The 24,468-nt window shown below is 63.1% G+C and carries 29 protein-coding genes; 14 read left to right on the plus strand and 15 right to left on the minus strand.

The window, feature by feature from the left end:
- The first annotated feature begins 5 nt into the window (after positions 1-5).
- Entirely contained in the window at positions 6-899 is an 894-nt protein-coding gene (gene rarD, locus AB5Y59_RS09915; RefSeq protein ID WP_113069038.1) for an EamA family transporter RarD, read from the plus strand.
- Positions 896-1,231: a GIY-YIG nuclease family protein gene (locus tag AB5Y59_RS09920; protein WP_052814382.1), complete on the plus strand. Its 336-nt coding sequence runs from the start codon at positions 896-898 to the stop codon at positions 1,229-1,231. Before rarD ends, AB5Y59_RS09920 begins: the two co-directional genes overlap by 4 nt.
- Before the next feature lie 50 nt (positions 1,232-1,281).
- Here the strand turns inward: AB5Y59_RS09920 and pspG are convergent, their stop codons facing one another.
- The 4 genes from pspG to AB5Y59_RS09940 form a co-directional block, all read right to left on the minus strand.
- Positions 1,282-1,500: an envelope stress response protein PspG gene (gene pspG, locus AB5Y59_RS09925; protein WP_010672797.1), complete on the minus strand. Its 219-nt coding sequence runs from the start codon at positions 1,498-1,500 to the stop codon at positions 1,282-1,284.
- 47 nt (positions 1,501-1,547) lie between these two features.
- Positions 1,548-1,754: a PspC domain-containing protein gene (locus AB5Y59_RS09930; RefSeq protein ID WP_010672796.1), complete on the minus strand. Its 207-nt coding sequence runs from the start codon at positions 1,752-1,754 to the stop codon at positions 1,548-1,550.
- A 2-nt stretch (positions 1,755-1,756) separates the two neighbouring features.
- Positions 1,757-2,419, minus strand: a complete 663-nt coding sequence (pspA, locus tag AB5Y59_RS09935; protein WP_010672795.1) for a phage shock protein PspA — start codon at positions 2,417-2,419, stop codon at positions 1,757-1,759.
- Positions 2,420-2,625: 206 nt separating this feature from the next.
- On the minus strand, positions 2,626-3,354 hold the full coding sequence (locus AB5Y59_RS09940; RefSeq protein ID WP_039039739.1) for a 1-acylglycerol-3-phosphate O-acyltransferase: 729 nt from the start codon (positions 3,352-3,354) through the stop codon (positions 2,626-2,628).
- Positions 3,355-3,517: 163 nt separating this feature from the next.
- On the opposite strand from AB5Y59_RS09940, the gene AB5Y59_RS09945 reads away from it, so the two are divergent.
- From AB5Y59_RS09945 to AB5Y59_RS09960, 4 genes are read left to right on the plus strand one after another with little or no spacing between them, the layout of a single operon-like run.
- Complete coding sequence (locus AB5Y59_RS09945) at positions 3,518-3,898, plus strand: hypothetical protein (protein WP_039039817.1); 381 nt, start codon at positions 3,518-3,520, stop codon at positions 3,896-3,898.
- Positions 3,899-3,953: 55 nt separating this feature from the next.
- Positions 3,954-5,999 carry a protein-disulfide reductase DsbD family protein gene (locus AB5Y59_RS09950; RefSeq protein WP_368211910.1) on the plus strand — a complete coding sequence of 682 codons (2,046 nt, stop codon included), beginning with the start codon at positions 3,954-3,956 and terminating at the stop codon, positions 5,997-5,999.
- A gap of 10 nt (positions 6,000-6,009) precedes the next feature.
- On the plus strand, positions 6,010-6,750 hold the full coding sequence (locus AB5Y59_RS09955; protein WP_010672791.1) for a DsbA family protein: 741 nt from the start codon (positions 6,010-6,012) through the stop codon (positions 6,748-6,750).
- Positions 6,751-6,753: 3 nt separating this feature from the next.
- The gene (locus AB5Y59_RS09960) at positions 6,754-7,278 is read left to right on the plus strand and encodes a protein disulfide oxidoreductase (protein ID WP_368211912.1); all 525 of its coding nucleotides are present in this window, start codon (positions 6,754-6,756) and stop codon (positions 7,276-7,278) included.
- Positions 7,279-7,354: 76 nt separating this feature from the next.
- On the opposite strand, the gene AB5Y59_RS09965 is transcribed toward AB5Y59_RS09960, so the two are convergent.
- A complete protein-coding gene (locus tag AB5Y59_RS09965) occupies positions 7,355-7,765 on the minus strand; it encodes an EF-hand domain-containing protein (RefSeq protein WP_010672789.1) in 411 nt (136 codons plus the stop codon).
- A 267-nt stretch (positions 7,766-8,032) separates the two neighbouring features.
- On the opposite strand from AB5Y59_RS09965, the gene AB5Y59_RS09970 reads away from it, so the two are divergent.
- The 4 genes from AB5Y59_RS09970 to AB5Y59_RS09985 are packed head-to-tail and all read left to right on the plus strand — an operon-like array spanning position 8,033 to position 10,577.
- Complete coding sequence (locus AB5Y59_RS09970) at positions 8,033-8,317, plus strand: DnaJ domain-containing protein (RefSeq protein WP_024943298.1); 285 nt, start codon at positions 8,033-8,035, stop codon at positions 8,315-8,317.
- 23 nt (positions 8,318-8,340) lie between these two features.
- Complete coding sequence (locus tag AB5Y59_RS09975) at positions 8,341-8,883, plus strand: hypothetical protein (RefSeq protein ID WP_128296340.1); 543 nt, start codon at positions 8,341-8,343, stop codon at positions 8,881-8,883.
- A gap of 12 nt (positions 8,884-8,895) precedes the next feature.
- Positions 8,896-9,663 carry a hypothetical protein gene (locus AB5Y59_RS09980; protein ID WP_010672787.1) on the plus strand — a complete coding sequence of 256 codons (768 nt, stop codon included), beginning with the start codon at positions 8,896-8,898 and terminating at the stop codon, positions 9,661-9,663.
- Positions 9,664-9,674: 11 nt separating this feature from the next.
- Positions 9,675-10,577, plus strand: a complete 903-nt coding sequence (locus tag AB5Y59_RS09985) for a hypothetical protein (protein ID WP_368211914.1) — start codon at positions 9,675-9,677, stop codon at positions 10,575-10,577.
- Positions 10,578-10,662: 85 nt separating this feature from the next.
- On the opposite strand, the gene AB5Y59_RS09990 is transcribed toward AB5Y59_RS09985, so the two are convergent.
- Positions 10,663-10,986: a hypothetical protein gene (locus AB5Y59_RS09990; protein ID WP_010672785.1), complete on the minus strand. Its 324-nt coding sequence runs from the start codon at positions 10,984-10,986 to the stop codon at positions 10,663-10,665.
- Positions 10,987-11,233: 247 nt separating this feature from the next.
- Here AB5Y59_RS09990 and AB5Y59_RS09995 point away from each other — a divergent pair, with 247 nt between their 5' ends.
- The 4 genes from AB5Y59_RS09995 (at position 11,234) to AB5Y59_RS10010 (ending at position 13,967) form a co-directional block, all read left to right on the plus strand.
- On the plus strand, positions 11,234-11,485 hold the full coding sequence (locus AB5Y59_RS09995; RefSeq protein WP_368211985.1) for a hypothetical protein: 252 nt from the start codon (positions 11,234-11,236) through the stop codon (positions 11,483-11,485).
- Positions 11,486-11,633: 148 nt separating this feature from the next.
- Positions 11,634-12,008: a hypothetical protein gene (locus AB5Y59_RS10000; RefSeq protein ID WP_221436442.1), complete on the plus strand. Its 375-nt coding sequence runs from the start codon at positions 11,634-11,636 to the stop codon at positions 12,006-12,008.
- 109 nt (positions 12,009-12,117) lie between these two features.
- The gene (locus AB5Y59_RS10005; protein WP_257713647.1) at positions 12,118-12,912 is read left to right on the plus strand and encodes a CPBP family intramembrane glutamic endopeptidase; all 795 of its coding nucleotides are present in this window, start codon (positions 12,118-12,120) and stop codon (positions 12,910-12,912) included.
- 419 nt (positions 12,913-13,331) lie between these two features.
- Entirely contained in the window at positions 13,332-13,967 is a 636-nt protein-coding gene (locus tag AB5Y59_RS10010; protein WP_257713646.1) for a hypothetical protein, read from the plus strand.
- Positions 13,968-14,116: 149 nt separating this feature from the next.
- On the opposite strand, the gene parC is transcribed toward AB5Y59_RS10010, so the two are convergent.
- The 9 genes from parC to cpdA all read right to left on the minus strand — a co-directional run bounded on the left by parC (position 14,117) and on the right by cpdA (position 24,445).
- A complete protein-coding gene (parC, locus tag AB5Y59_RS10015; protein ID WP_368211917.1) occupies positions 14,117-16,411 on the minus strand; it encodes a DNA topoisomerase IV subunit A in 2,295 nt (764 codons plus the stop codon).
- Between the two features lie 249 nt (positions 16,412-16,660).
- The gene (gene parE / locus AB5Y59_RS10020; protein WP_368211919.1) at positions 16,661-18,571 is read right to left on the minus strand and encodes a DNA topoisomerase IV subunit B; all 1,911 of its coding nucleotides are present in this window, start codon (positions 18,569-18,571) and stop codon (positions 16,661-16,663) included.
- Positions 18,572-18,684: 113 nt separating this feature from the next.
- Positions 18,685-20,688, minus strand: a complete 2,004-nt coding sequence (locus AB5Y59_RS10025) for an FUSC family protein (RefSeq protein ID WP_201996645.1) — start codon at positions 20,686-20,688, stop codon at positions 18,685-18,687.
- 1 nt (position 20,689) lies between these two features.
- The gene (locus tag AB5Y59_RS10030) at positions 20,690-21,556 is read right to left on the minus strand and encodes an HlyD family secretion protein (RefSeq protein WP_010672778.1); all 867 of its coding nucleotides are present in this window, start codon (positions 21,554-21,556) and stop codon (positions 20,690-20,692) included.
- Positions 21,549-21,791: a DUF1656 domain-containing protein gene (locus AB5Y59_RS10035; protein WP_042865381.1), complete on the minus strand. Its 243-nt coding sequence runs from the start codon at positions 21,789-21,791 to the stop codon at positions 21,549-21,551. The genes AB5Y59_RS10030 and AB5Y59_RS10035 overlap by 8 nt, the downstream gene beginning before the upstream one ends.
- Positions 21,792-21,962: 171 nt before the next feature.
- On the minus strand, positions 21,963-22,367 hold the full coding sequence (locus AB5Y59_RS10040; protein WP_039039754.1) for a GFA family protein: 405 nt from the start codon (positions 22,365-22,367) through the stop codon (positions 21,963-21,965).
- Positions 22,368-22,403: 36 nt separating this feature from the next.
- Entirely contained in the window at positions 22,404-23,027 is a 624-nt protein-coding gene (locus AB5Y59_RS10045) for an NUDIX hydrolase (RefSeq protein WP_325784171.1), read from the minus strand.
- Between the two features lie 2 nt (positions 23,028-23,029).
- Entirely contained in the window at positions 23,030-23,617 is a 588-nt protein-coding gene (locus tag AB5Y59_RS10050) for a YqiA/YcfP family alpha/beta fold hydrolase (protein ID WP_041214383.1), read from the minus strand.
- Between the two features lie 9 nt (positions 23,618-23,626).
- Positions 23,627-24,445 (minus strand): 3',5'-cyclic-AMP phosphodiesterase, encoded by an 819-nt coding sequence (gene cpdA / locus AB5Y59_RS10055; protein WP_041214382.1) that lies wholly within the window; start codon positions 24,443-24,445, stop codon positions 23,627-23,629.
- Between the last annotated feature and the right edge of the window lie 23 nt (positions 24,446-24,468).

Genomic DNA, 24,468 nt, shown 5'->3' on the forward strand with positions numbered 1-24,468 from the left:
GAGAGATGAAGAACTGGATGGGCACCGGCAGCGCAGCCCTCTCATTCGTGCTGTGGGGCATGCTGCCCCTCTATTACCAGTTCATGCCCGAGATCAACATGTGGGAACTGCTCTCCCACCGGGTGCTCTGGTCCGTGGTGCTGCTGGGAGGCCTGCTTCTGCTCCTCGGCCAGCGGGTGCCCTGGGGGGCCCTGCGCGGCGATCCCCGGCAGCTCGGCCTCGTGCTGCTGGCGGGCCCCGTGATGTCCATCAGCTGGTGCATGTTCACCTGGTGCCTGACCACGGGCCAGGTGCTGGCCACCAGCCTCGCCTTCTTCATGACCCCGCTGTTCAACATCGCCTTTGCGGTGCTCTTCCTCAAAGAGAAGCTCACCCCGCAAAAACACCTGGCGGTGGCGCTCGCCCTGGCGGGGCTCGCCTACATGCTCTTCTCCTACGGCCAGCTGCCCTGGTTCTCCCTCGTGATGGGGGCCAACTTCGCCCTCTACGGCCTCATCAAGAAAAAGGTGAGACTGGACGCCGGAACCAGCCTCTATCTGGAGTCCCTGGTGCAGTTGCCCGTCGCCCTTCTCATCATCGGCTGGCTGACCTTGCAGGGCACCAGCCAGTTTATGGCCGGTGACTGGACCGATCGCCTGCTGCTGATGGGCAGTGCCCCCGCCACCCTGCTGCCGGTGGGGCTGTTCTGCTATGCGGTGGCGCGCACGCCCATGAGCACGGTGGGGCTGTTGCAATACATAGAGCCGAGCCTCGCCTTCCTGCTCGCCCTCTTCTGGTTTGGCGAGATCCCAGATCCGGTGAAATCCGTGGGCTTTGCCTTCGTCTGGGCCGGCCTGCTGGTGAGCCTGCTGCCCCTGCACCGGCTTGGGCGCCAGCGGGCCAGGTGGCGCACCTCGTGACCCTCGCCACCACCACTCCCTCCCGCTGGTTTGTCTATCTGGTGCGCACCGGCACCGGGGCACTCTATGCGGGGATCAGCACGGATCCCGAGCGGCGACTGCGTCAGCACCAGAGCGGCAAGGGGGCCAGAGCCCTGCGCGGCAAGGGACCCCTCTCCCTGGTATGGCAGCAGGAAGTCCCCGGCAAACCCGAGGCGCTGCGCCTCGAGTACCGCCTCAAGCAGCAGAGCAAGGCGTTCAAGGAGCGCCTGGTGCACGAGCCGGCGCTGTGGCACGGCTGGAGCCTTTCCTGGCTTGCCACCCCGCACACCGATCCTGTGTCGCCCCCATAAAAAGGGCCACTGCAAGCAGTGGCCAAGGAAGGATGAGAAATCAGGGAGGCTTAACGGTAGGTGTTCGACTGCTTGCGCCTGTTGCTGAGTAGCCAGCACACCACCAGCACCACCAGCAACCAGGGCGCCAGCTTGATGATGAGGGCAAACATGCCGGCCAGGGCGCCAAACAGCACGAAGACCCCGCTCACCAGCAGCATGGCCAGCACGGTGAATCCGGTCAGCGCCATGCCGATCAGCACCAGGATCAAGACGATAAATTCCAGCATGTTGTGCTCCTCACGGGCTTGCACTTGCCGGCGGGGCGATCCGGAGATCACCCCAGCCAGCGTTGAAGTTCACGGCGGGGAGGCATGACGAGCACCCCCACCAGATAGAGCGCCAGGGCAAGTGGCGGCATCAGGATCAGGGCGAGCAGGGCCACCACCCGCACCGTCACTCTGGACACCCCCAGCCCTCTGGCAAGACCGGCGCAGACCCCGGTCAGCTTGCGATGGGCGAGATCCTTGGGCCAGGGTGTCATGGTTATGCCTCCACCTTCTGACCCTTGAGCCGGGCCAGTTCCCGCTCAATCTCGTCGTTCAGCTCCAGCTCGCGGAACTGGGCCTCGAGGGACGGATTCTGCCCCAGGGTCGCCGCCTCCAGCTGGGCCTCCAGCTGATCGACCCGGTTCTGGAAGCCGTCGAAGCGGGCCACCAGCTCGTGCATGCGCTGGTTGTCCACCTGGGCACGGGCGCGGATGCGGCTGTGGGCGGTCTGCTCGCGCAGGGTCAGCATCTTCTGCTTCTCCCGCGCCTCGGTCAGCTTGGCCGCCAGTCGCTCGCTGTCGGCGGTGAGCTGGGCCAGCACTTCGGCCACCCGCGCCTTGTCCTCTTCCAGCCGCTCGCACTGCTTCATCTCCGCCAGCTTCTCGGTGAGGGCGGCACGGGCCAGATCTTCGCGGCCCTTCTGGATGGCGAGTTCGGCCTTGGCTGCCCACTCCTGGATCTGGTTGCGCAGCGCCTGCTGATGGCGCTCCAGCTGTTTCTGTTCGGCGATGACGCGGGCGGCCTGGGTTCTCATCTCGACCTGGACCTGCTCCATCTCCTCGATCATCAGCCGCAGCATCTTCTCCGGCTCTTCGCTCTTGTCGAGCAGGCTGTGCAGGTTGGCATTGATCACGTCGGTCAGGCGGCTGAATACGCTCATGGTCTGGCTCCTTGTTGATGGGGTGTCACTCTCTTCCCATGACATTACAAGAGCCGTGCCAGAATATTTTTTCCTTTATTTACAATTAGATGAAAGTTAACAATGGATGTTTATTGGATACGGCGTGGTGAAAAAAACCAACAAGATGGTGATTTTCACCAATAAAAAAGGGAGCCAGCGGCTCCCTCTCTTCTCTGCAACCGGGCTCAGGCCGCCGGCCGATGGCCAAGCTTGCCATCCAGCTCCGCCAGCTTGGCTTCCATCTTCTCCCGGCAGGTGTCGGAGAGCTCGCGGATGCCGGCGGCGCCGTGCTCCTTGCTGCACACCGGGGCCATCACCTCCAGCAGCACCTCACCGTTGTCCCAGCGGTTGAGATCGACCTGACCGAAGTAGCTGGAGCAGACGATGGGCACCACGGGCACCTCGGCCTGGACGGCAGTGTGGAAGGCCCCCGCCTTGAACGGCAGCAGACCACGCCCCTGGGAGCGGGTCCCCTCCGGGAACATCCAGATGGAGGTGCCGCGATGCTTGATGCGATCCACCACCTGGCCGATGGTGCCGATGGCGCGGGAGCGGTTGGAGCGGTCGATCAGCACGTTGCCGGAGAGCCAGAAGATGAGGCCGAAGAAGGGGAGCCACAGCAGGCTCTTCTTGCCCACCGCCACCACGCCGGGCTGCACGGCGCCGGTCACGGTGAAGATGTCGTAGTTGCTCTGGTGATTGCAGACATAGACCGCCGGCCCCACCGATTTGACCTCGTCGGCCACCGTCACCCGGACCTTGAGGCCGATCAGCGGGCAGACCGCATGATACATGCGGGCGAAGACATAGACGTTGTTCGGGTGGCGCGGGCGCACCAGACAAAGCAACAGGCCGAACAGGAACCAGAAGACGAGCAGCAGTGCCAGCAGCAGCACACGGGCAAGTTTGAGCATCGAACACCTCGGAATTTGACTCGGCGCAGTATACTGGTCCCCCTTTTAGCGAACAAGCGTTCGCCAGACAGAACCGACCAGCCCCAGACGCCACCGGCCACCCCGGCTTGCCCCACCCGCCATTGCCCGCTAGGATGTGGCCATCTTGATGAACGGGGCGAGCATGATTTTGCAACAACGCGCGGCGACACGACTCCTGCTACTGGTCTGCCTGCTGGTGCTCAATTGCGCGGCCCAGCCGCTGGCCCGCCTCGCCCTGCTCGATCACGCCGTGAGTTGCCAGACCCTGCCCCAGTTCGCCTCAGCCGACGACCAGGCCGACAAGGGCACGCCCGCCAGTGTGCAGCCCAACAGCTGCCAGCTCAACGGCAAGTGGCTGAGCGCCGCCAGTCTGCTGTGCGTGGAGCAACTCTTTTTCGCCATCGCCTTCGTGATTGCCCTGCTGGTGCCGCTGTCACGGCGCGCGCCGGCACTGCCTCCCCCCATCAATGTCTCGCCGCCGGAGCGGCGACTGCACCTCACCCTCTGCGTCTGGCGGGAATGAGTTCAGCCGCGCTTTTTCAGCCTGCTGTCACTCATTTTTTTGCGAGACCCAACACATGTCGAATCTCTTCAAGGCGGCCCTGCTACTGGGCAGCCTGCTGTGGCAATCCAGCGGATTGGCCAGCGATACGGGGTGGCTCACCCGCCCCCAGAACAGTCACGCCAAGGTCAGGCTGCAAGCCGACCGCAGCGTCCCGGATCAGACCCGCATCCTGCTCGATGTCCAGCTGGAGTCCGGCTGGAAGACCTACTGGCACAGCCCGGGTGAAGGGGGCATTGCGCCCCAGATCCTGTGGGATGAGCCGGTCGGCGACTTCCAGTGGCACTGGCCCACGCCGCGCCCCTTCGAGGTGGCCGGGCTCAACACCCAGGGCTATCAGGAGCAGGTACGCTTCCCCCTGAGCCTGGACTACCCGGCCGGGCAGCCGCTCAAGGGCACCTTGCGCCTCTCCACCTGCAGCAACGTCTGCATCCTGACCGACTACCCCTTCACCCTGGCGGCAGATGGGCAAGCGCCGGCTGGCTTTGACTTCGCCTGGGCCCGGGCCATGAGCACCCTGCCACAGACGCTGCCTGCCGACACCCGGGTCGAGCTCGGCTACCAGCATAACCTGCTGCAACTGCGGGCCGAGCGGGTCGAGGGGTGGCAGGAGCCTGCGCTCTTCATCGATGCGCTGGAGGGGGCCGAGTTCGGCAAGCCCGCGCTCGAGGTAAGCGGCACCACCCTGATAGCCCGGGTGCCGGTCAGCGACGGCTGGCAGGGGGATGCCCCTGACTTGCGCGGCCAATCCCTCGGCCTGCTGCTCACCAGCGGCGAGCAGCAGGCCTGGCAGACCCGCGCCACCATCGCCGATCCCCTCGCCCTGCCGGCCCCCGAGCAGCCACTTCTCTGGCTGCTGGGAGCGGCGCTGCTCGGCGGTCTCATCCTCAACCTGATGCCCTGCGTGCTGCCGGTGCTGGCCCTGAAACTCGGCACCGTGTTGCAGCAGCAAGAGAGCGAACAAGGAGGCGTGCGCAAACAGTTCCTCGCCGCCAGCGCCGGGATAATCACCTCCTTCTGGGTGCTGGCGGCCATGAGCAGCCTGCTGCGCGCCACACAAGGGGCGGTCGGCTGGGGGATCCAGTTCCAGAGCGCCGGTTTCATCGGCTTCATGGTGGCGGTGACCCTGCTGTTTTGCGCCAACCTGCTGGGGCTGTTCGAGATAAGGTTGCCCAGCGATCTCAACACTCGCCTCGCCACCCGCGGCGGCAAGGGGCTCGGTGGCCACTTCCTGCAAGGGAGTTTCGCCACCCTGCTGGCCACCCCCTGCTCGGCCCCCTTCCTCGGCACCGCGGTGGCCTTTGCCCTGGCGGCGCCGCTCGGCCAGCTCTGGCTCATCTTCACGGCCCTCGGCCTTGGCATGAGCCTGCCATGGCTGCTGGTGGCGGCCCTGCCGCGCCTCGCCCTCTGGCTGCCCAAACCGGGGCGCTGGATGGGGCGACTGCGCATCCTGCTCGGGCTGATGATGCTGGGCTCCAGCCTCTGGCTGGCGAGCCTGCTTGGCAACCATCTGGGCAGCACGGCCACCGGCTGGCTGATGGCCGCCATGGTGCTGGCGCTGCTGATGGGCATCCTCTGGCGTTATGGTCTGCGCGGTTTCACGCTGGCCCTCTCCCTCTCGGCACTCATCGGCGGCGCCCTGCTGCTGGGGGGCGCCCTCACGGTGAAAGGGAGTGGCAGCGTCGATCGCATCGCCTGGCAGCCGCTCTCCGAGCAGGCCATCGCCGACGCCCTGGCCCAGAACAAGCGGGTCTTCGTGGATGTGACCGCCGACTGGTGCGTCACCTGCAAGGCCAACAAATACAACGTGCTGCTGCGTGACGAGGTGCAGCGCGCCCTGTCGGCCCCGGACGTGGTGGCCCTTCGCGGCGACTGGAGCCGGCCGAGCGATGCCATCTCCGCCTTCCTGCGCCAGCGTGGCGCCGCCGCCGTTCCCTTCAACCAGATCTACGGGCCCGGCCTGCCGGACGGGGAGACCCTCTCTCCCCTGCTGGACAAGGCCGACTTGCTCGACAGCTTGCACAAGGCCGGCCTCGTTCAGGCCGATGCCACCCATTTCTAAGGAGAATGCCATGAGACTGCGAACCCTGACCCTCTGCACCGCCCTGGTAGCCGCCACCCTGGGCACTCCCACGCTGCACGCCGCCCCCTTCACCCCGGAGCAGGAGGCCCGCATCAAGGAGCTCATTCGCGAGACCCTGATCGCCAACCCCGGGATCCTCGACGAGGCAGCCGAATCCTGGGAGAAACAGAACGCCGCGACCCAGCAGGCCCAGATGGGTGACTTCATCAAGGGCAACCAGGACGTACTGTTCAACAGTCCCACCAGCCCGCGCCTCGGCGCCAAGCATCCCAAGCTGACCCTGGTGCTGTTCACCGACTACAACTGCCCCTACTGCAAGCAGTTCGACCCGGCGGTCGCCAAGCTGCTCGCGGCCTATCCGGACGATCTGGGGCTGGTGATCAAGTTGCTGCCGTTCAAGGGACAGACCTCCGCCAAGGCAGCCCAGTACAGCCTGACCCTGTGGCAACAGGATCCTGCCCGCTTCCTCCCCCTGCACGACAAGCTCATGAGCAAGCAGGGGATGCTGACCGAGACGGACATCAACAAGGCGCTGGCCGCCACCGACAACCTGACCCTCAAGCCCGCAGGCAAGGCCACCGAAGAGCTGCGCAACAGCCTGCGCATCGGCACCCTGCTCGGCGTGCAAGGCACCCCGGCGACCCTTATCGGCAACCAGCTGGTGCCGGGTGCCATTCCCTATGACGAGCTGGAGCAGCTGGTCAAAGCCGAGCTGGCCAAGCGGAGCTAAGCCATGGCCGAGGATGCAGGCATAAAGGCCCCCCGCTGGCGCCGCTGGGGCAAGGAGGCGCTCTGGCTGCTGTTGATGGCGCTCGTCATCACCACACTGGTGGATCTGTGGCGCAGCCCCATGCTGCCGGCGGGGGCCATGGAGGCCCCCTTCACCCTGCAGGACGGCACCACCACCACTCTGGCCGAGCAGAGCCGCGGCAAGCCCCTGCTGGTCTACTACTGGGCCAGCTGGTGCGGGGTGTGCCGCTTCACCACTCCCACGGTGGAACAGCTCTGGCAGGAGGGCGAAAATGTGCTGACGGTGGCCCTGCGCTCCGGCAGCGATGAGCCGTTGCGCGCCGGGATGGCGAAGAAGGGGCTGACCTTCCCCACCCACAACGACGAGTCCGGGGATCTGGCCGCCCGCTGGCAGGTGGGGGTGACGCCAACCTTCCTCGTCATCAAGGATGGGGCTCTGGTGAGCAGCACCACCGGCTGGAGCAGCGCCTGGGGGCTCAGGTTGCGGCTGCACTGGGCAAGCTGGTAGCCCCCTTCATGCCAGAGATACAAAGAGCCCGGTATCGCTACCGGGCTCTTTTTCATCAGAGGGCTGACAACCCGCCCTATTGGGCGGCCTCCATCGCCCGCTTCTCCAGATTGGCCTTGATGTCGAGACGCTCAGACTCTCCGATCACCCCGTCACCGTTCTTGTCCAGGCGAGAGAAGAGCGCCTCCTGCCGCGCCATGAACTGGGCCCTGGTGGTCTCCCGCGACGGCTTGAGCTGGCTCATCCGCTCCGGGACCGGCTTGCCAGCCTGTTGCATCACGCCAGCCAGCTTTGCCAGGTTGGCCTCTTTCTCGGCAACCGACAGCACGCCGTCACCGTTCTTGTCCTGCAAGGCGAAACGCTGGGCGGCGCGCTCCATGAACTGGGCCCTGGTGACATCCCCCATCAGCGGCGAGGCGGGCAATATGTCGCTGGCAGAGGCGGCACTGCCTGCCAGCGCGAGCACGAAAAACGCGGACTTGACCATGGCGATGACTCCTTGTGACGGCAGAATCCGGATGGTTCGGACAAGAGGGGGCCGGGCAACGCCAGGGCCTGCCGCCCCCCTCTGCCAGTGTAGCCCCGCCGCCATCTCGCACCGCCCGCTCTTTTCGTACAGAAAGACCGCACTTTCATGGCAGAGGCGCCGGCTTTCCGTTAAAATCTCCGGTTTTTGCCGAGCCTGGTTTGCCGACGTTGCGCCACCAGGTCGACACAGGATGAATTCCACCATGCCAGTGAGGCAGGATCCGTCATGAACAACTACTTCCGGGTCTTGGGCGTCAAGTCCAATGCCAGTGAAAACGACATCAAAAAAGCCTATCGACGGCTGTCGAACCAGTACCACCCCGACAAGCTGCACGGGGCGAGCGAAGAAGAAAAAGAGCAGGCAGCCGCCCGGCTGCACCAGGTAAAGCAGGCTTATGAAGTGCTGTCCGATCCGAAACAGCGGGCCGCCTTTATCAAGGATTTCAACAACGTCATCGTGACCGATCCCGCTGCTGCCATGCAGGAGATGTGGGACCAGTTCTACCCCTGAGCCACCAGGCAAGAAGAGCGACTATGCAAAAAAAATGGGACCAGGCACGGCTCAAGGCCCTGCAAAGCGATGCCAGCGAGAACATCGAATCCTACCGGGATCAGGACGACCCCAAGGGGCTGGAACAGTTCACCGACCAGATGAAGGCCCTGCTGCTGGCCGACATGAGCATGCTGGAGTTCATGCCCGAATACCTGCCGCTCGCCCTCTATGGCCGGGTGCAGTTCCCGCCCAAGGCCAAGTCGCAGTGGAACAAGTGGCTCGCCAGCGGTGAGCAACCCTCCTGGGACGAGTTCAAGGTGAGCGTCGGCTTCAACAACGCCATCCTGCCGCTGGTCAAGGCGGTGCGGGCACAGAGCGAAGATCAGCTGATGGAGGCCTGCGCCGTGCTGTTCCTCCTGGACAACCCGCTGCCCCGCGGCAGCCACCGCGGTGATGACGACTATGAGTTGCGGGACGAAGAAGAGGAAGACGGGGAAGATGCCGACGCCGACTACCACGGCGGCAGTGACCGCTATGGTGATGACGACGGCGATCAGGATATGTACGACGAAGTCCGTTTCTAATTGGGGCAAGGCATGAGCAACAGTCTGATAGAAATTACCGCCATCGAGATCAAAGAGCTGGCCGTCATCGAGCCGAAGCAGGCCAGCGAGAAGTTCGAGCTGATCGCCAAGACCATGTCTGACGACCAGCTGGCAGAAGTGATTGAAAACATTGATATCGTTACCCTGACCCAGATCAACGGCCAGCACGACATCTCCTTCCCCTCCATCATCTCCGAGCTGATGACCCCGGAGCGGATCCGCGACATCGTCTGCCAGCAGCCCCTCTACTGGGAAGAGGCGATCAAGAACAACGCCGACGAGCTGCAACAGCACACCTTCGACTTCCTCAACTACCTGATCCGCACCCAGGAGAGCGAAGCCAAGCAGCGGGAGATCCTCGAGTGCGTGGCCGAGGATCCGGCCGGCCTCTTCTACCTCGCCATCCCCTTTATCGAGTTTTATCGCGGCGATCGCTATGAAGAGGACGAGGGCTATCGCGACGTGCTGCACGCCGAAGAGGAAGATCTCGAAGAGTCCCTGCGCTACAGCGAGCGCCAGCAGGCCGAAGACAGCCACGACTACGCGCTGGACGACCCCCGCAGCCTCTTGATGCTCATTCGCGAGCTGGCCCCCGAGGTGGAAAAATCCATCAAGTCGCTGCTGCGCAACGAGCACTCCACCTGGGACGGCATCATCAACAAGTTTGCCGCCGAGCTGGTGATGCAGGCCAAAGAGAAGAACAAGGTCGAGGAAGACGAGTACGGCGACGTCGACGACATGTTCAGCTTTCTGGATTAAGGAGCCCATTCATGCAGTTAGTCATTCGCGATGCCAACCAGGGCCCTTTTCTGACCCAGGTGCTGCGCTTTGGCCGCGACAACGAACTCTTGAGTCAGCAACAGCTCGCCGCCATCAAGGGCAAGGCGGTGCTGATGAGCCTCAAATTCGCCGACAAGTACTACAACAAGTACAAGATGCACCTGCTGGAGCAGGCGGCCCACGACGTCATCGGCGTGGTGAGCCTCGGCCTGCAGGAGCTATCCCAACGGGATCCGGCCAAGGCCCTGTCCCTGTTGCAGGCACCGGAAGGCCCCATCAAGCCGTTCCAGAAGGGCTGGTCCATGCTCATCACCGTCAGCCCCAAGCAGGCTGGCAACAGCCTCTACGGTGACGTGGATGCGCGGCTCTTGGACAAGATCTCCAGCCCCCCCGATGTGGAGGAGTGGCAAGGGTGGCAGGAGTACGAGAAGGCGCTGACCGAGCACAACAAGAGCCGCCTGATGGAGCTCATCGACCAGCACTTCTTCGCCTGCGAGAGCGACCACCCCACCATGGAGGACAAGCTGGCCGAGGCCCTGCTCTACCGCATCCTCTGCGGCAAGGGCAGTGGCGCAGCCCCGCTCAAGGTGAAGCAGGATCTCAAGCGCAAGCTGGCGCGGGAGATTGAACTCGACGAGGGCTGGTACGACACCGACTACCTCGCTGCCCAGCTCACCCTGATGCTGGGCGCGCTGCCCGCCGACATGGCCGCCGTCCTGCGTCAGGAGCTGAGCCCGGGCTTTGTGCCCAACCTCCTCCACACCCTCGGCTTTGTGCGCCAGTACCAGCAGTTGCAAAAAGAGGACGCCTCGCCGGAGAAGCTCGACAACATGGAGATGCGCGCCGGGATCCGCCACCCCCTGCTCGGCTGGCCCCTCTACCACGACTTCTGATGACGGGCTTTCCCCTTCACGCTGTTCCAACGCCCGGCTTGCCGGGCGTTGTCATTTTTGCAGCTCGCAGATGGCGGCGCCGACCCTATCGGGCAATGGTCCACATGGCGCTCTGCATCCCGGTCTCCCGAAAATCGATCACCACGGGATAGTCGTTGCCACAGCCCGTCACCGTCCAGCGCTCCTGCCAGTGGCGACTGCCCGGCTCCCCCTCGGGAAGTTGGAGCACCACGGGCACGAAGCGCTCCGGCGCGTCACACCCCTTGGTGGTCACCCAGGATGCGACCCCCACCATGGCATCCCGGATCAGCTGCTGATTGGCCAGGGTACCTTCCTGCACGGGTTCACTCGGACTGGCCTCGGCCTGGCACACCAGGGGAAAAAGCAACAGCAGGGCACAGGGTCTCATCACACCTCCAGAGGGGTCAGTCAAAAAGTGGTTCGTTCGGGGCTTTCATCATGACCCGAAACGGCGCCTGACAAAAGAGACCACCAGGGGGGAAGCAGGCGCAGGATCCGGGGCGCAGTGGCGTGCACGCAAGGCGGACTACCTCCTAAGCGTCATTGGCCCACATTTTGTCAGGGATATAATGACTCCCCCATACAAGCCGCCGGGGAGCCAGACCGTGAGCAGAAAGCCGGACCGCATGACCGCCATGCAGCAGATCATCGACGCCGTGAAGGCGGAATTTCCGCTCTACCAACCGGATACCTTCAAATGCGGGCCGGACAACACCTGCATCGGCTGCCCCAAGAAGCTGATGGAGCTGGTGGATACGGACCTCTGCTACTGGCAATATCAGATCGATCGCGGCATCCCGCCCAGCTTCGACGAGCTCAACCGCCTCGGCAAGATGTGCAAAAATATCCGCCGGGCCCTGGTGCGCAATGGCCGCATCCTCGCCTGATGAGAAGCAATATGCTGCCTTCATCGGTTTTTTGTGATGGTTTTATCCACCAGAATGAATCACCACCTTATTTAATGGCTAGGCACGCCTTGTTCACCGCCTATCGTGCTGATGGCCGACGCAGGTTCATTGCCCCAAGGAGCACAATATGACTCAGAACAGCATCCAGACCCGCTACACGCTGGATCCCGCCCTTGCCAGCGCCACCGAACTGGAGCAGGCCATCGCCCGGGCCATCGAGGCCAACAAGCAGGACTTCTTCCCCCTGCTGGAGCGGCTGGTGGATGTGGGTGACAGCCGGGTCAAGCTCAGCCAGAAGGATCCCCTGCGGGTGCTGGGGGTGGAACTCGACGAGGCTCGCACCGGCGGCACTGCTCGCCTCGGCTACGAATCCAACTTTTCCGAGAGCTGCCGCCTTATCGACGAATACGACCAGCACCAGACCAGCGTGGCCTTCACCCTCGACGGGGATCAGCTTGTTTTCGATCTTGAGCTGCCCATCGAGTGGAACTTCGACAACTGATTGGCGGCGGTGCCATTCCCCTGGCGTGTTGTAGCCAGCGGCGCCCCTTTCCCCCCTTTCTGGTGTAGGGTTGTCTGCACAGCAACGGATAAACATCCCGAGGATCACCATGGGTGAGCATCAACCTACAGCATTGCCGGTATTGAATGACAGTGAGCGCCTCGGGCTCGAGCGCAAGAGCGCCGGGGATTTCCCCCTCTATCGCCAGGATCCTCACACCCCGTCTGCCCGTGGCTGGGCACTCATCCTGCTGGGGGTCATCCTGGGGTTTGCGGCACTCTCCGCCCCCATCGACTTTTTCAAGACCACCTCAGGGGGCTTTGTGCCCGCCCTCCTGTTCCCTCTCATTCCTCTGGCCGTGCTCGCCATGGTGGCGGGAACAGGGTGGCGCTCACTGTTTCGAACGCCGACGCGGCGGGATTGTCTCTTGATGCTGGCGATTACCGGCATCAACATACTGGTCTCAATCGCCGTTGCCATGACCATGCAGCACCTGTTCCAGCTGAATGCAAACCCGGTCAACGCCATGCTGGCAGAGGCGTCCAATACGGCGCGCATCCTCTTTTATCTCAAGACGGCGCCCCAGCTCTTCGGCGAGGAGGTGATCTCCATCCTGCCTTTTCTGGCCATCCTCTGGTGTTGTCACCAGAAGCTCGGCCTGACCCGCAAGTCCGCCATCCTCATCGCCTGGCTATCGACGGCTCTAATCTTCGGAGCCCTGCACCTGCCCACTTATGACTGGAATTTTCTGCAATGTTTTCTGGTGATTGGCACGGCCCGCATCGTGCTGCTCAGTGGCTACATCATCACCAAAAACATCTGGGTATCGACCGGCTCACACATCATCAATGACTGGCTGCTGTTTAGCCTGATGCTGCTGCTTGGCAGCCACACAGGCACCTGATGCACGCAATACACAGGCTGGCCATGGATAGAGAGAGCCGTAGGCGTGCCCGCAGCATGGCGGCAGCTTTTTTCGCGAACGTCTGATGACGCTTCGCTAATCAGACCTACGGCCTCCCCTCACCCTGACCCTCTCCCAAGGGGAGAGGGGATCAGCGCCTGCCAACCTGTAGCCATAGCTGTCACTCCATTTAAAAATTGCTGCGATCTGGGCTCCCTTCTCCCCTTGCGGGAGAAGGGCTGGGGATGAGGGGGTCACAAAATAAAATTACCGACCACATTAAGGTAATAGGTTTTTGCGATCGTCTGATTACGCTTTTCTAATCAGATCTACGGGCCTAATACTTGCCCTATTCAATAGACAACGATAGATTATCTACCAGATAATTGAAAACGAAACATCAAAATAAAGGGTATATGATGACGACTCATGATAACTTTATAAAGTCAGTTGAAGATTGGCGTAACATAGTCGTATTAAATGCAGAGAGTAACTCACTAAATTCCTTTGTGGATTCTGTTGTATCATCAAGTCCTGATATAGATAATATGTCCCGTTGGGCTCTAGGCGCCTCCGGTGCAATTGCTGGATTAATTATTAGTAACATCGATAAAGTTGGTTCTGCTTTTTATAACTCGTTTGAGATTAAACTCATGCTCCTCATGCTAGTTATTTCAATTTTATGTGGACTAGGCCAAAGATCATTGGCCGTATTATGTGCCATTCATATCAAAATAAAGGAAGCTTTATCAATAAAGTTAAAGGAAATATTGGCTGATTTTGATGCGGATGCAATGCTAATTAAAGAAATGGCAGAGAATCATGATTTAGATATCTCAGTTGAGTTAAACCTAGAAAGTGTGATAACCACATTCATTGAGATATCACCACGCTCAATCAGATATTTAATAAAGAAAGAGTCTGCAAAATCCATGACCAATCCAGTACACAGCGCAGAAAAAATATTGGGAATCTATTACAGACAAAATATTTGGCTATTGTTTCAAGGTGTATTTTTTATTGCTTTCATTCTCTGCGCAGTAGTTTTTATATAAAGAAGAACCATTTAAAAAATACAATGACACCTTCAAAAACAATTCGACTGCAGCTATACAGAAAATATAAAAACAATCGTGTTTTACAAAAGACTTTATGTTTATAAAATATCTGTACAAACAGGGCGCTTTCGCGCCCTTTATATTTATTACCCTTCCTGATTTTCCCCGGCTGCCGGCTCGGCGCCCGCGACGGGTTCAATCTCGATGCGATCCACGCGCTGCAAACCGCGGGGCAGCTTGGCGCCACGGCGGCCGCGCTCGCCACGGTAGTAGTCAAGGTCAGATGGCTTGAGGGTCAGCTTGCGCTTGCCGGCAAACAGGGTCACCGACTGGCCCTGCGGGATAATGGCCGCCATCACCATAAACTCCTCCCGCGCCTTGACGCGAGCAGAGGGGATGCTGATGAGCTTGTTGCCCTTGCCCTTGCCGAGTACCGGCAGGGTATTGAGCGGGAACAGCAGCATGCGCCCCTCGTTGGAGATGGCCATGCAGAGATCCGTGTCCGGCGCGCCTATCCTCTGGGGCGCCATGACGATGCCCCCTTCCGGCACGGTCAGCAGCGCCTTGCCGTTCTTGTTCTTACCGATCAGGTCATCGTACTTGCAGACGAAGCCGTAACCGGCGTCAGAACAGATGAGATACGGCTCGCCCTCGTTACCCATCACCAGATGGCGCACCTCTTCCCCGGCCCCCAGCGCGAAGCGGCCGGTGAGCGGCTCGCCCTGACTGCGGGCCGACGGCAGAGTATGGGCCTCCAGCGAGTAGGTACGTCCCAGGGTAGAGAGGAACACCGCCTGCTGGTTGCTGCGGCCATGGGCGTGGGCGAGATAACCGTCCCCCGCCTTGTAGGAGAGGCCCTCCACATCCACGTCGTGGCCCTTGGCGGCGCGCACCCAGCCCTTGTCGGACAGGATCACGGTCACTGGCTCGCTCGGGGTCAGCTCCTTCTCGGTCAGGGCCACGGCGGTGGCGCGCTCCACCAGCGGGGTACGGCGATCGTCGCCGTACTTCTCGGCATCCGCCAGGATCTCTTTCTTCAGCAATGTGCTGAGACGGCGCTCGGAACCCAGGATCAGTTCCAGCTTGTCGCGCTCTTCCGCCAGTTCGTTCTGTTCGGCGCGCAGCTTGAACTCTTCGAGCTTGGCCAGGTGGCGCAGTTTCAGCTCGAGGATCGCCTCGGCCTGGGTTTCGCTGATGTTGAAGCGCTCCATCATCACCCGGCCCGGCTCCTCCTCGGTGCGGATGATCTCGATCACCTCGTCGATGTTGAGATAGGCGATGAGCAAGCCTTCGAGGATGTGCAGGCGGGCCAGCACCTTGTCGAGGCGATACTGCAGGCGGCGACGCACCGTCTCACGGCGAAAACTCAGCCACTCGGTGAGGATGGTCTTGAGGTCTTTGACCTGGGGCCGGTTGTCCAGACCCAGGATGTTGAGGTTGACCCGGTAGTTCTTCTCCAGATCCGTGGTGGCGAACAGGTGGGCCATCAGCCCCTCCACATCCACCCGGTTGGAGCGCGGCACGATCACCAGACGGGTCGGGTTCTCATGGTCCGATTCATCCCGCAGGTCGGTGACCATGGGCAGCTTCTTGGCCACCATCTGGGCGGCAATCTGCTCCATGATCTTGGCGCCGGAGGCCTGATGGGGCAGCGCAGTGATGACGATGTCGCCATCCTCCTCGCTCCACACCGCCCGCTGCTTGATGGAGCCCTTGCCGGTCTCGTAGATTTTGCGGATGTCGTCGCGCGGCGTGATGATCTCGGCGTTGGTCGGGTAGTCCGGCCCCTGTACATGGGCCATCAGGGCATCCAGACCGGCATTGGGGTTGTCCAGCAGTTCCACGCAGGCATGGGCCACTTCCCGCGCGTTGTGGGGCGGGATGTCGGTCGCCATCCCCACCGCGATACCGGTCACCCCGTTGAGCAGGATGTGCGGCAGGCGGGCGGGCAGCACCACCGGCTCCTTCATGGTGCCGTCGAAGTTCGGCGTCCACTCCACAGTGCCCTGGCCGAGCTCGGAGAGCAGCAGCTCGGAGAAGCGCGACAGCCGCGCCTCGGTATAACGCATGGCGGCGAAGGATTTGGGATCGTCCGGCGCCCCCCAGTTGCCCTGACCGTCCACCAGCGGGTAGCGGTAGGAGAAGGGCTGGGCCATCAGCACCATGGCTTCGTAACAGGCGATGTCGCCGTGGGGGTGATATTTACCCAGCACGTCACCCACGGTACGGGCGGATTTCTTGTGCTTGGAGAGGGCCGACAGACCCAGCTCGCTCATGGCGTAGATGATGCGCCGCTGCACGGGCTTGAGGCCATCGCCGATATGCGGCAGGGCCCGATCCATGATGACGTACATGGAGTAGTTCAAGTAAGCCTGCTCGGTAAAGGTGCGCATTGGCTGGCGCTCGACCCCGTCCAGACTGAGCTCGATAGCATCACTCATGTGATTATCTCTTTCGGTTCGGGAGCTGGTTGGCGCTCTACTTCATCCAACAGACTGAGCTCGATAGCATCACTCATATGTTTTTCTCTTGCTATGGCGCGCCCCTGGAGGGCACGCCGGAAATGCAGGTCGGCAGGGGGCCGACGGTGAATCACAAGACCCCCTCCCAACCTCCCCCTCCATGAGGGGGAGGAGAGGCTTGGCCCCCTCCCCTTGCGAAGGGGAGGGCCGGGGTACTTGCGACTCGCTTTAGATGATGGCGAGGTTGCCCTTCTCTTCCAGCCATTCGCGGCGATCACCGGCGCGCTTCTTGGCCAGCAGCATGTCCATCAGTTGCAGGGTCTCGTCCCCATCTTCCCCTTCTGCCCCCCCTTCCGCGCCCATGGTGAGCTGCACCAGGCGGCGGGTGTTGGGATCCATGGTGGTTTCCCGCAGCTGTTTCGGGTTCATCTCACCCAGGCCCTTGAATCGGGTCACCATCACCTTGCCCTTCTTCTTCTCGGCTTCGACCCGCTCCAGCACGCCGTTCTTCTCGTCTTCGTCGAGGGCGTAGTAGACCTCCTTGCCGATATCGATCCGGTAGAGCGGCGGCATGGCTACATAGACGTGGCCCTTCTCCACCAGCGTGCGGAAGTGCTTCACAAAGAGGGCGCAGAGCAGGGTGGCGATGTGCAGACCGTCCGAGTCCGCATCCGCCAGGATGCACACCTTGCCGTAACGCAGGCCACTGAGATCGTCCGAGTCGGGGTCGAGCCCGATGGCCACCGAGATGTCGTGCACTTCTTGCGAGGCGAGTACCTGACCGGCCTCCACCTCCCAGGTGTTCAGGATCTTGCCGCGCAGGGGCATGATGGCCTGGAATTCGCGGTCGCGCGCCTGCTTGGCACTGCCGCCCGCGGAGTCACCCTCCACCAGGAAGAGCTCCCCCTGCATGGGATCGGCGCAGCCGCAGTCGGTCAGCTTGCCGGGCAGGGCCGGGCCCTGGGTTATCTTCTTGCGCACCACCGTCTTGGCGGCGCGCATCCGGCGCTGGGCGCTGGAGATGCAGAGCTCCGCCAGCTGTTCGGCCAGCTCGGTGTTGCTGTTCAGATAGAGGCTGAAGGCATCCTTCACCACGCCCGACACGAAGGCCGAGCTCTGGCGGGATGAAAGTCGCTCCTTGGTCTGCCCTGCAAACTGCGGGTCCTGCATCTTGATGGAGAGGATGTAGGCGCAGCGATCCCAGATGTCTTCCGGGGTCAGCTTGACCCCGCGCGGCAAGAGGTTGCGGAACTCGCAGAACTCGCGCATGGCGTCGAGCAGCCCCTGGCGCAGGCCGTTGACATGGGTGCCACCGAGCGCGGTGGGAATGAGGTTCACATAGGATTCGGCGAGGCACTCGCCCCCTTCCGGCAACCAGCACAGGGCCCAGTCCACCGCCGACTGCTCGGAGCTGAAAGAGCCGACGAAGGGCTGCTCCGGCAGGCAGGTGAACTGCTTGACCGCATCGATGAGGTAATCCTTGAGGCCGTCTTCGTAGCACCACTCAAGCTTGATGCCGGTGTTCTTGTCGAGGAACTTGATGGTGAGGCCTGGGCAGAGCACGGCCTTGGCTTTGAGCAGGTGCTCGAGTTTCGAGACCGAGAAGCGCGGCGAATCGAAGTAGCGCGCCTCTGGCCAGAAGCGCACCCGGGTGCCGGTGTTGCGACGGCCGCAGGTGCCGGTGATGGTCAGCTCCTGCACTTTCTCGCCCCGCTCGAAGGCGATGTCATAGACCTGGCCGTCCCGGCGCACCGTCACCTCGACCCGATCGGAGAGGGCGTTCACCACGGAGATCCCCACCCCGTGCAAGCCGCCGGAGAACTGATAGTTCTTGTTGGAGAACTTGCCCCCCGCGTGCAGCTTGCAGAGGATCAGCTCCACGCCGGAGACCCCTTCCTCCGGGTGGATGTCCACCGGCATGCCGCGACCGTCGTCGATCACCTCGAGGGACTGATCCTCGTGCAGGATCACCTCCAGATTGCGGGCGTGACCCGCCAGCGCCTCGTCGACGCTGTTGTCGATGACCTCCTGGCCGAGGTGATTGGGCCGGGTGGTGTCGGTGTACATGCCGGGGCGGCGACGCACCGGTTCAAGGCCATTGAGGACCTCAATGGCATCCGCATTGTATTGAGTGGACATGGAGGGCCTTGCGAATTGACGTTTGGGGGGAATCTTACTCGCTGGGAGGGCCCGGGACAAATGGGGCGCTCGCAAAGGGTGATCCAGAGGGGCTCCGGCCTCCCCGCCCGGGATCAGGCGGGTTCCCCGGGCAGGGCCTGCACAAGCTGGGAGAGGGAGCAGTGGAGTCGCCACACCAGCCCCGCCAGAGCCCGGGCCGCCGGGTCTGCATGTTCCCCCAGCCCCTGGCTGATGCGGTCCAGCTCCGCCAGGGTGCGCCCCAGGGTCTCGTGCTGCACGCCCCCTTCGGTCAGAATGCCTTTCAGGCAGCGCAGACAGCCGTCCCGCACCAGATAGAGGGCCGGATCCCGGCTGCGCCAGAGCCTGAGCTGCCAGACGATGTGGCTGCAATTGAGCAGCACCACGCCCCAGCGCAGCACCCAGAGCCGGGCCCCCTGATCCTGACTCTGGCTGAGCTGGCTCACCGCGTGATAGACCCGGGATTCAAACTCCCCCTCGCTCTGCTGCGGGGCCGGGGCCAGCTGGTCCACGAAATCACGCCGCAGACGATGCATCAGGCGGCGGCTCTTGCGCCGATCCGAGCTAGGTCGCAGCAGCTGGAACGCCAGCCCTGCACTCATCACTCCCAGTGCCTGGGCAAGGCTGCTGTTGACGAAGGCGAGGTAGTCGTAGCTCGGCGGATTGGTGATGGCGAGGAAGGAGCCGAGCAGCACGATGAGCTGGCCCCAGAGCGCCGCCCCCTGGGGGCGCTGCAATTTCAGCAGTTGCAGGGTGATGAGGGCGGGGAACAGCAGGGCACAGAAGATCCAGAAGTCGTCGATGCGGATCATCAGCCCGAACTTGACCCCGAAGCAGATAAAGCTGAGCAGCACGATGGCCTTGAGCATGGTCTGGGCCCCCTTGGCCGGGGCCGGGGTGGCGGAATAGAGCACGCAGCAGATGGAGAGCAGGGTCAGGGCCGCGGCGCCCGCATCCCACTGGGTGTGGATCCAGAAGGTGCAACCCAGCATCACGCAGAGGAAGGTACGCCCCCCGTTGTAGGCCGCCTCCAGGCCGTCGGTGTGGCTGGTCAGAGAGCTGTGGCGCGGCGGCGCCGGCCACTCCTGACCATCGTGGCGGGCCAGCCTTTCCAGCCAGCGCTGACACTCCAGGTAGCTCCAGCAGAAATGGCGTAGCCGCAGCCAGAAGGCCTGACAGCGATAATCGTCCCCCGAACAGGCCACGAAGGGCGCCATCAGGCGGGCGATGCGCAGCTTGTCGCAGCCCCCCTGTCCCAGCTCCCGCAGCACGGCGGCCAGCATGGGGGCCGGGTCGACTGCGCCCTCTGGCCAGTGTTGCAGCATGCGGCGCAGCCCCGAGATGAGACTGACCATCCTCAGCTGGCGATGGAGCAGATAGTTCAGCAACTGGTTGTGGCGACGCAGGCGGTGGTGGCTCCAGACGGCCTGGATGCGCAGCACGTTCAGGGTGAGGATCTGACCGATCACCCCCTCGTGGGCGGTGCGCACATCGGCGCCCGTCTCCCCGAGCCAGAGCAGCTGGGCATGTTCCAGCAGCCGGGTCTGGCTCTTGCCAAGGGAGTCCAGCAGGGTCTCGCCATCGGAGAAACTCGGCAGGATCATCATCATCAGGCCGCCGCAGAGGATGCCGACGATCACCTCGCTCACCCGGGCCTGGGCGATGTCGAAGATATGTTGCGGGTCGGTCAGGTTGACGCAGGAGAAGGCGATGATGGCGGCGGTATAGCCCGCCAGGGCGAAACCGTAGGAGACGTTGTTCTGATGGTGGTTGGAGATGTAGGTGCACCCCCCCAGCCAGAGGGCGATAAGCAGGCTGAAGAGCCAGGGATCACCGATGCCAAGGCCGGTGATCATCACCGCCGCCATGGCGCCGATGAGGCTGCCCACCACCCGTCCCAGGCTCTTGCTGATGACGCCCCCCACGGTGGGAAAGCTCACCACGGCGGCGGAGGTCATGGCCCAGTAGGGAGAGTCGAGTTGCAGCACGAACGCCAGCCAGAGCGACAGGCACATGGCCAGGGCATTGCGCAGGGCATAACGCCACTGGCCGCCGTTGGCCTTGCCCCAGGGGGTCTGGCGCCAGAGCGAGGGGATCACCCTAGTCCCCTATGGTGATGGTACAGGTCGTGCCCGCGATCAAGACCAGATCCGGGGGAATCGCCAGCAGCCTGATCCGCACCGGCACCCGCTGGGCCAGGCGCACCCAGGGCACGTTCGGCTTGACGTCGAGCAGCAGCCCCTCGCTGCCTTCCAGGCTCTGATCGTGAATGGCGCGCCCTATGCTTTCCACCTCCCCCCTGAGTACCCGATCCCCGCTGTAGAGCACCACCTCGGCCGGTTTGCCGGGGGCAATGTGCCTGAGCTTGGTCTCTTCGAAATAGCCCTGCACATAGAAGGAGTGGGTGTCTATCAGGGCCACCAGGGGCACCCCGGCGGTGGCGTAGTTGCCGACCCTGGCCTGCAGGTTGGTGATGTAGCCGTCGCTCGCAGCATGGACCTCGGTCCGGGCAAGGGACCATCTGGCCTGCTCCAGATTGGCCTGGGCCACCTCATAGGCCGCCTTCATCGCCTGGGCATTGAGCCTGGACTCATCCACCGCCTCGGCGGAGATGACGGTGCGGGAGAGGCTCTGGCGACGGTTCGCCTCGTGCTCCGCCTTGTCGAGATCCGACCTGGCCTTGGCCAGGGCCGCGCTGGCGTTGTCCAGCGCGATGCGATAGGGCTCGGGATCCAGGGTGAAGAGCAGCTCCCCCGCCTTCACCAGCTGGTTGTCCTTGACCCCTATCCTGACGATCTTGCCCGACACCTGGGGCGTGATGCTGACCAGCTCGGCCCGCACCTTGCCATCCCGGGTCCAGGGCCCCTGCATGTAGTCGTTCCACAGCCACCAGAGCGACACCAGCGCCAGGGCAAAGACCAGCAGGGTGGAGAAGTATTTGAGGGTCGCAAGGGGTGATTTAGCCATGTAGCAATATCCATAGGGCGCCGCTGACGGCGAGGATGAAGAGGGAGAGATCCATCAGCAGGGGGTGCCAGACATCCCCACCGTAGAGCCAGTCCCGCAGCAGATGGTGCAGCGGCAGCCAGCCCAGCAGACCGAGCAGCACGGCCTTGAACAGGGGCGGAAAGTAGAGCGAGGCCCCGAGGATCAGATCCGGCAGCGCTGAAGCAGTCGTCACGGGTGTGCCCCCTGTTGGCAGAGATGGAATGAAGAGAGAGGCCGGGGTCCGCCGGGAGACGGACAGGGCAAGGTTAACACAGCCATGGCGGGGGCTACACAAGCAGATGACCCCCTGAGGCGTCGTCACGGGAGTGACGCGGCAACACCTCGCCCGTCCTCCCCGCCACCCGTCGGGGCAGTCACCTCGCGTTCAATCGGCTACGGTATCTGCCGGGTGATGCACCCCGTCGCGGGTCGGCACCTCTCCCAGATCGAACGGGTTGACCCCCTCCAGACAGGCGAGGTTGTAGCCATATTCCGCCGGATTGGATCGGCGCTGGTGATGGGTGTAGATGCCGCAGACGCTGCAGAAGTAGTGTTTCGCGGTGCGGGTGTTGAACTGGTAGCAGCGAAGCGCCGCCTCCCCTTGCAGGATGCGGATGCCGGAGAGCGGCACCGAGGCGACGATGGCCCCACGCCGCCGACAGAAGGAGCAGTCGCAGCGGCGCGGATCCACCACGCCATCCGGCAGTGTCAGCTCCAGCACCACGGCGCCGCAGTGGCAGCTCGCCTTGTGTTTCTTCTGGATGGGGGTATTGCCGATGCGTGTGATCATGCTGCCTCCTTGCCGCAGTGTCAGGCTGCGAACCGGTTAATTGAACAGGGTATCCCGCCGCCCTTGTAAAAGATGGTCATGCAGGGTGCGTAGCTGGGACGCCACCACCCGGTGGCGGGAGAATTCGGGCAAGGCGTCGATGGGGAAGTACCCCGCCCCTTTGGTTTCATCGGTGTCGGTAAGCAGAACGCCCCCCGTCACCTCGCACAGGAAGAAGGCCTTGTGGGCGTGGGGCAGCTGCGGGGGATGGGGATGCTTGAGCTTGTCGAACAGGGCCAGCAGTTGCACCGCCCGACAGGCGAGGCCGGTCTCCTCGCTCACTTCCCGCACCACGGCGTCCGCAGGCGAATCGCCGATGTCGCACCAGCCCCCCGGCAGAGTCCAGCAACCGTCACTGCGCTCCTGCACCAGCAGGACATGGCCCGCATCGTTCTGAATGAAGGCCCGCACATCGAGCTTGGGGGTGGGATAGCCGCTGTCGAGGGCAATCCAGTCGTCGATGGCGTCGGGGGCCAGCTCGCTCTGGCTGGCGATGAGCGTCACCGTGGCCGCTCGCAGCGCCTCGAAGCGGGCGATGTCGAAGGGATCGCGGGAATAGGTGAGCCCCGCCTGGGCCGTGGCCAGCACCTGTTCGAGGAAGGCGGCCAACGGCGGCTGCACGGCTAGAGCCCGAGGAAACGGACGATCTGGGCGGGGTAGCGCTCGAAGCCTGTGAAGGCGTGATCGCCGCCGCACTCCAGGGAGAGACGGGCAAAGCGGTATTCGTCCAGCGCCTTGCGATAGTCGAGCACCTCGTCCTCCTGCTGTTGCAGCACCCAGAGCCGCTCGGGAGCAGTCACCGGCACCGCCAGCGCTCTCAGCTCGTCCATGTGTCCGGGCAACAGTTCATAGCGTTCGCCGCTGTAGGGGTTGGTCTGGGGGCCGAGGTAGTCGCAGAGCAGCTCGTGGGGGCGCACCGCCGGGTTGATGAGGGCGGCGCGGCAACCGTATCGCTCGCTCACTCGCGTGGCCATGAAGCCACCGAGGGAGCTGCCCACGGCGCCCAGTCGCAGGGCGCTGCCGTGGCGGGCCTTCAGGTCGGCGATGGCCTGCTCGATGGCAGCCCAGGCGGCCGCAGGGGTGTTGGGCTGGGCCGGGATCACCACCTCGATATCGGGCCTGTTCTCTGCCACCCAGGCCGCCATCTGCTGCGCCTTGGCCGAGCCGGGGGATGAATTGAAACCGTGCAGATAGAGCAGGACGGGCTTCATGGCAACGCCTCAGTAACCGGTGGCATTGGGGTCGGGCACGAACTGCCCCAGCGGCAGGCGCCACACCTGACTCGCCACCCGGCCATCCGGGTGCAGGGTGAGATAGCGCCAGCCCGGGCCGGATTCGTCCAGTGCGAAACCGTCGGAGAGCGGCTTGAACTGGATGCAGGTAGAGGGGCTGGCGATGAGCCGCACTCCGTGGTGCACCTCGTCAAACTCCTGATGGACGTGGCCGAACAGGATGGTCTTCTGCTGCGGGTGGCGGGCCAGCACGGCGAACAGGTCGTCGGCATTCTTGAGGTTGTGCTGATCCAGCCAGGCGCAGCCCACCGGCACCGCCTGATGGTGCAGGGCGATGAGGGCATGGCGCTCGGGATGCTGGCGCAGGGCCTGATCCAGGGCCGCCAGCTGGTGATCCCCCAGCACCCCGTGGGGTTTGCCGCGCACCTGGGTATCCAGCAGGATCACCTGCCAGTGCTCGCCTACCAGCTGCTTGGCCTCGCTGATGCCGGCCGCATGGAGGTATTCGGTCATCAGGGGGCCGTCGTCGTGGTTGCCGGGCAACCAGTAGATGGGGCGAGCCAGGGGGGCCATCATGGAGGCGAAGCGCTGGTAGGACTCCGGGCTGTGATCCTGGGAAAGATCCCCGGTGGCGAGGATGAGATCGAACGGGTGCTCGTTGGCCTGCACCCGCTCCAGCACGGCGGCCAGACTCTGCGCCGTGGGTACGGCCAGCAGCCGCCCCTCGGCACTGGCGAAGAGATGGGTATCGGTAATCTGTAACAGGCGCACACTGCCGTCCGGCGCCTGAGGTAGCTCTGTTTCCAAAATCACGCTTCTTTTTTATGGGT

The sequence above is a fragment of the Aeromonas sp. s10 genome (assembly GCF_040907975.1).
Classification (GTDB): domain Bacteria; phylum Pseudomonadota; class Gammaproteobacteria; order Enterobacterales; family Aeromonadaceae; genus Aeromonas; species Aeromonas caviae.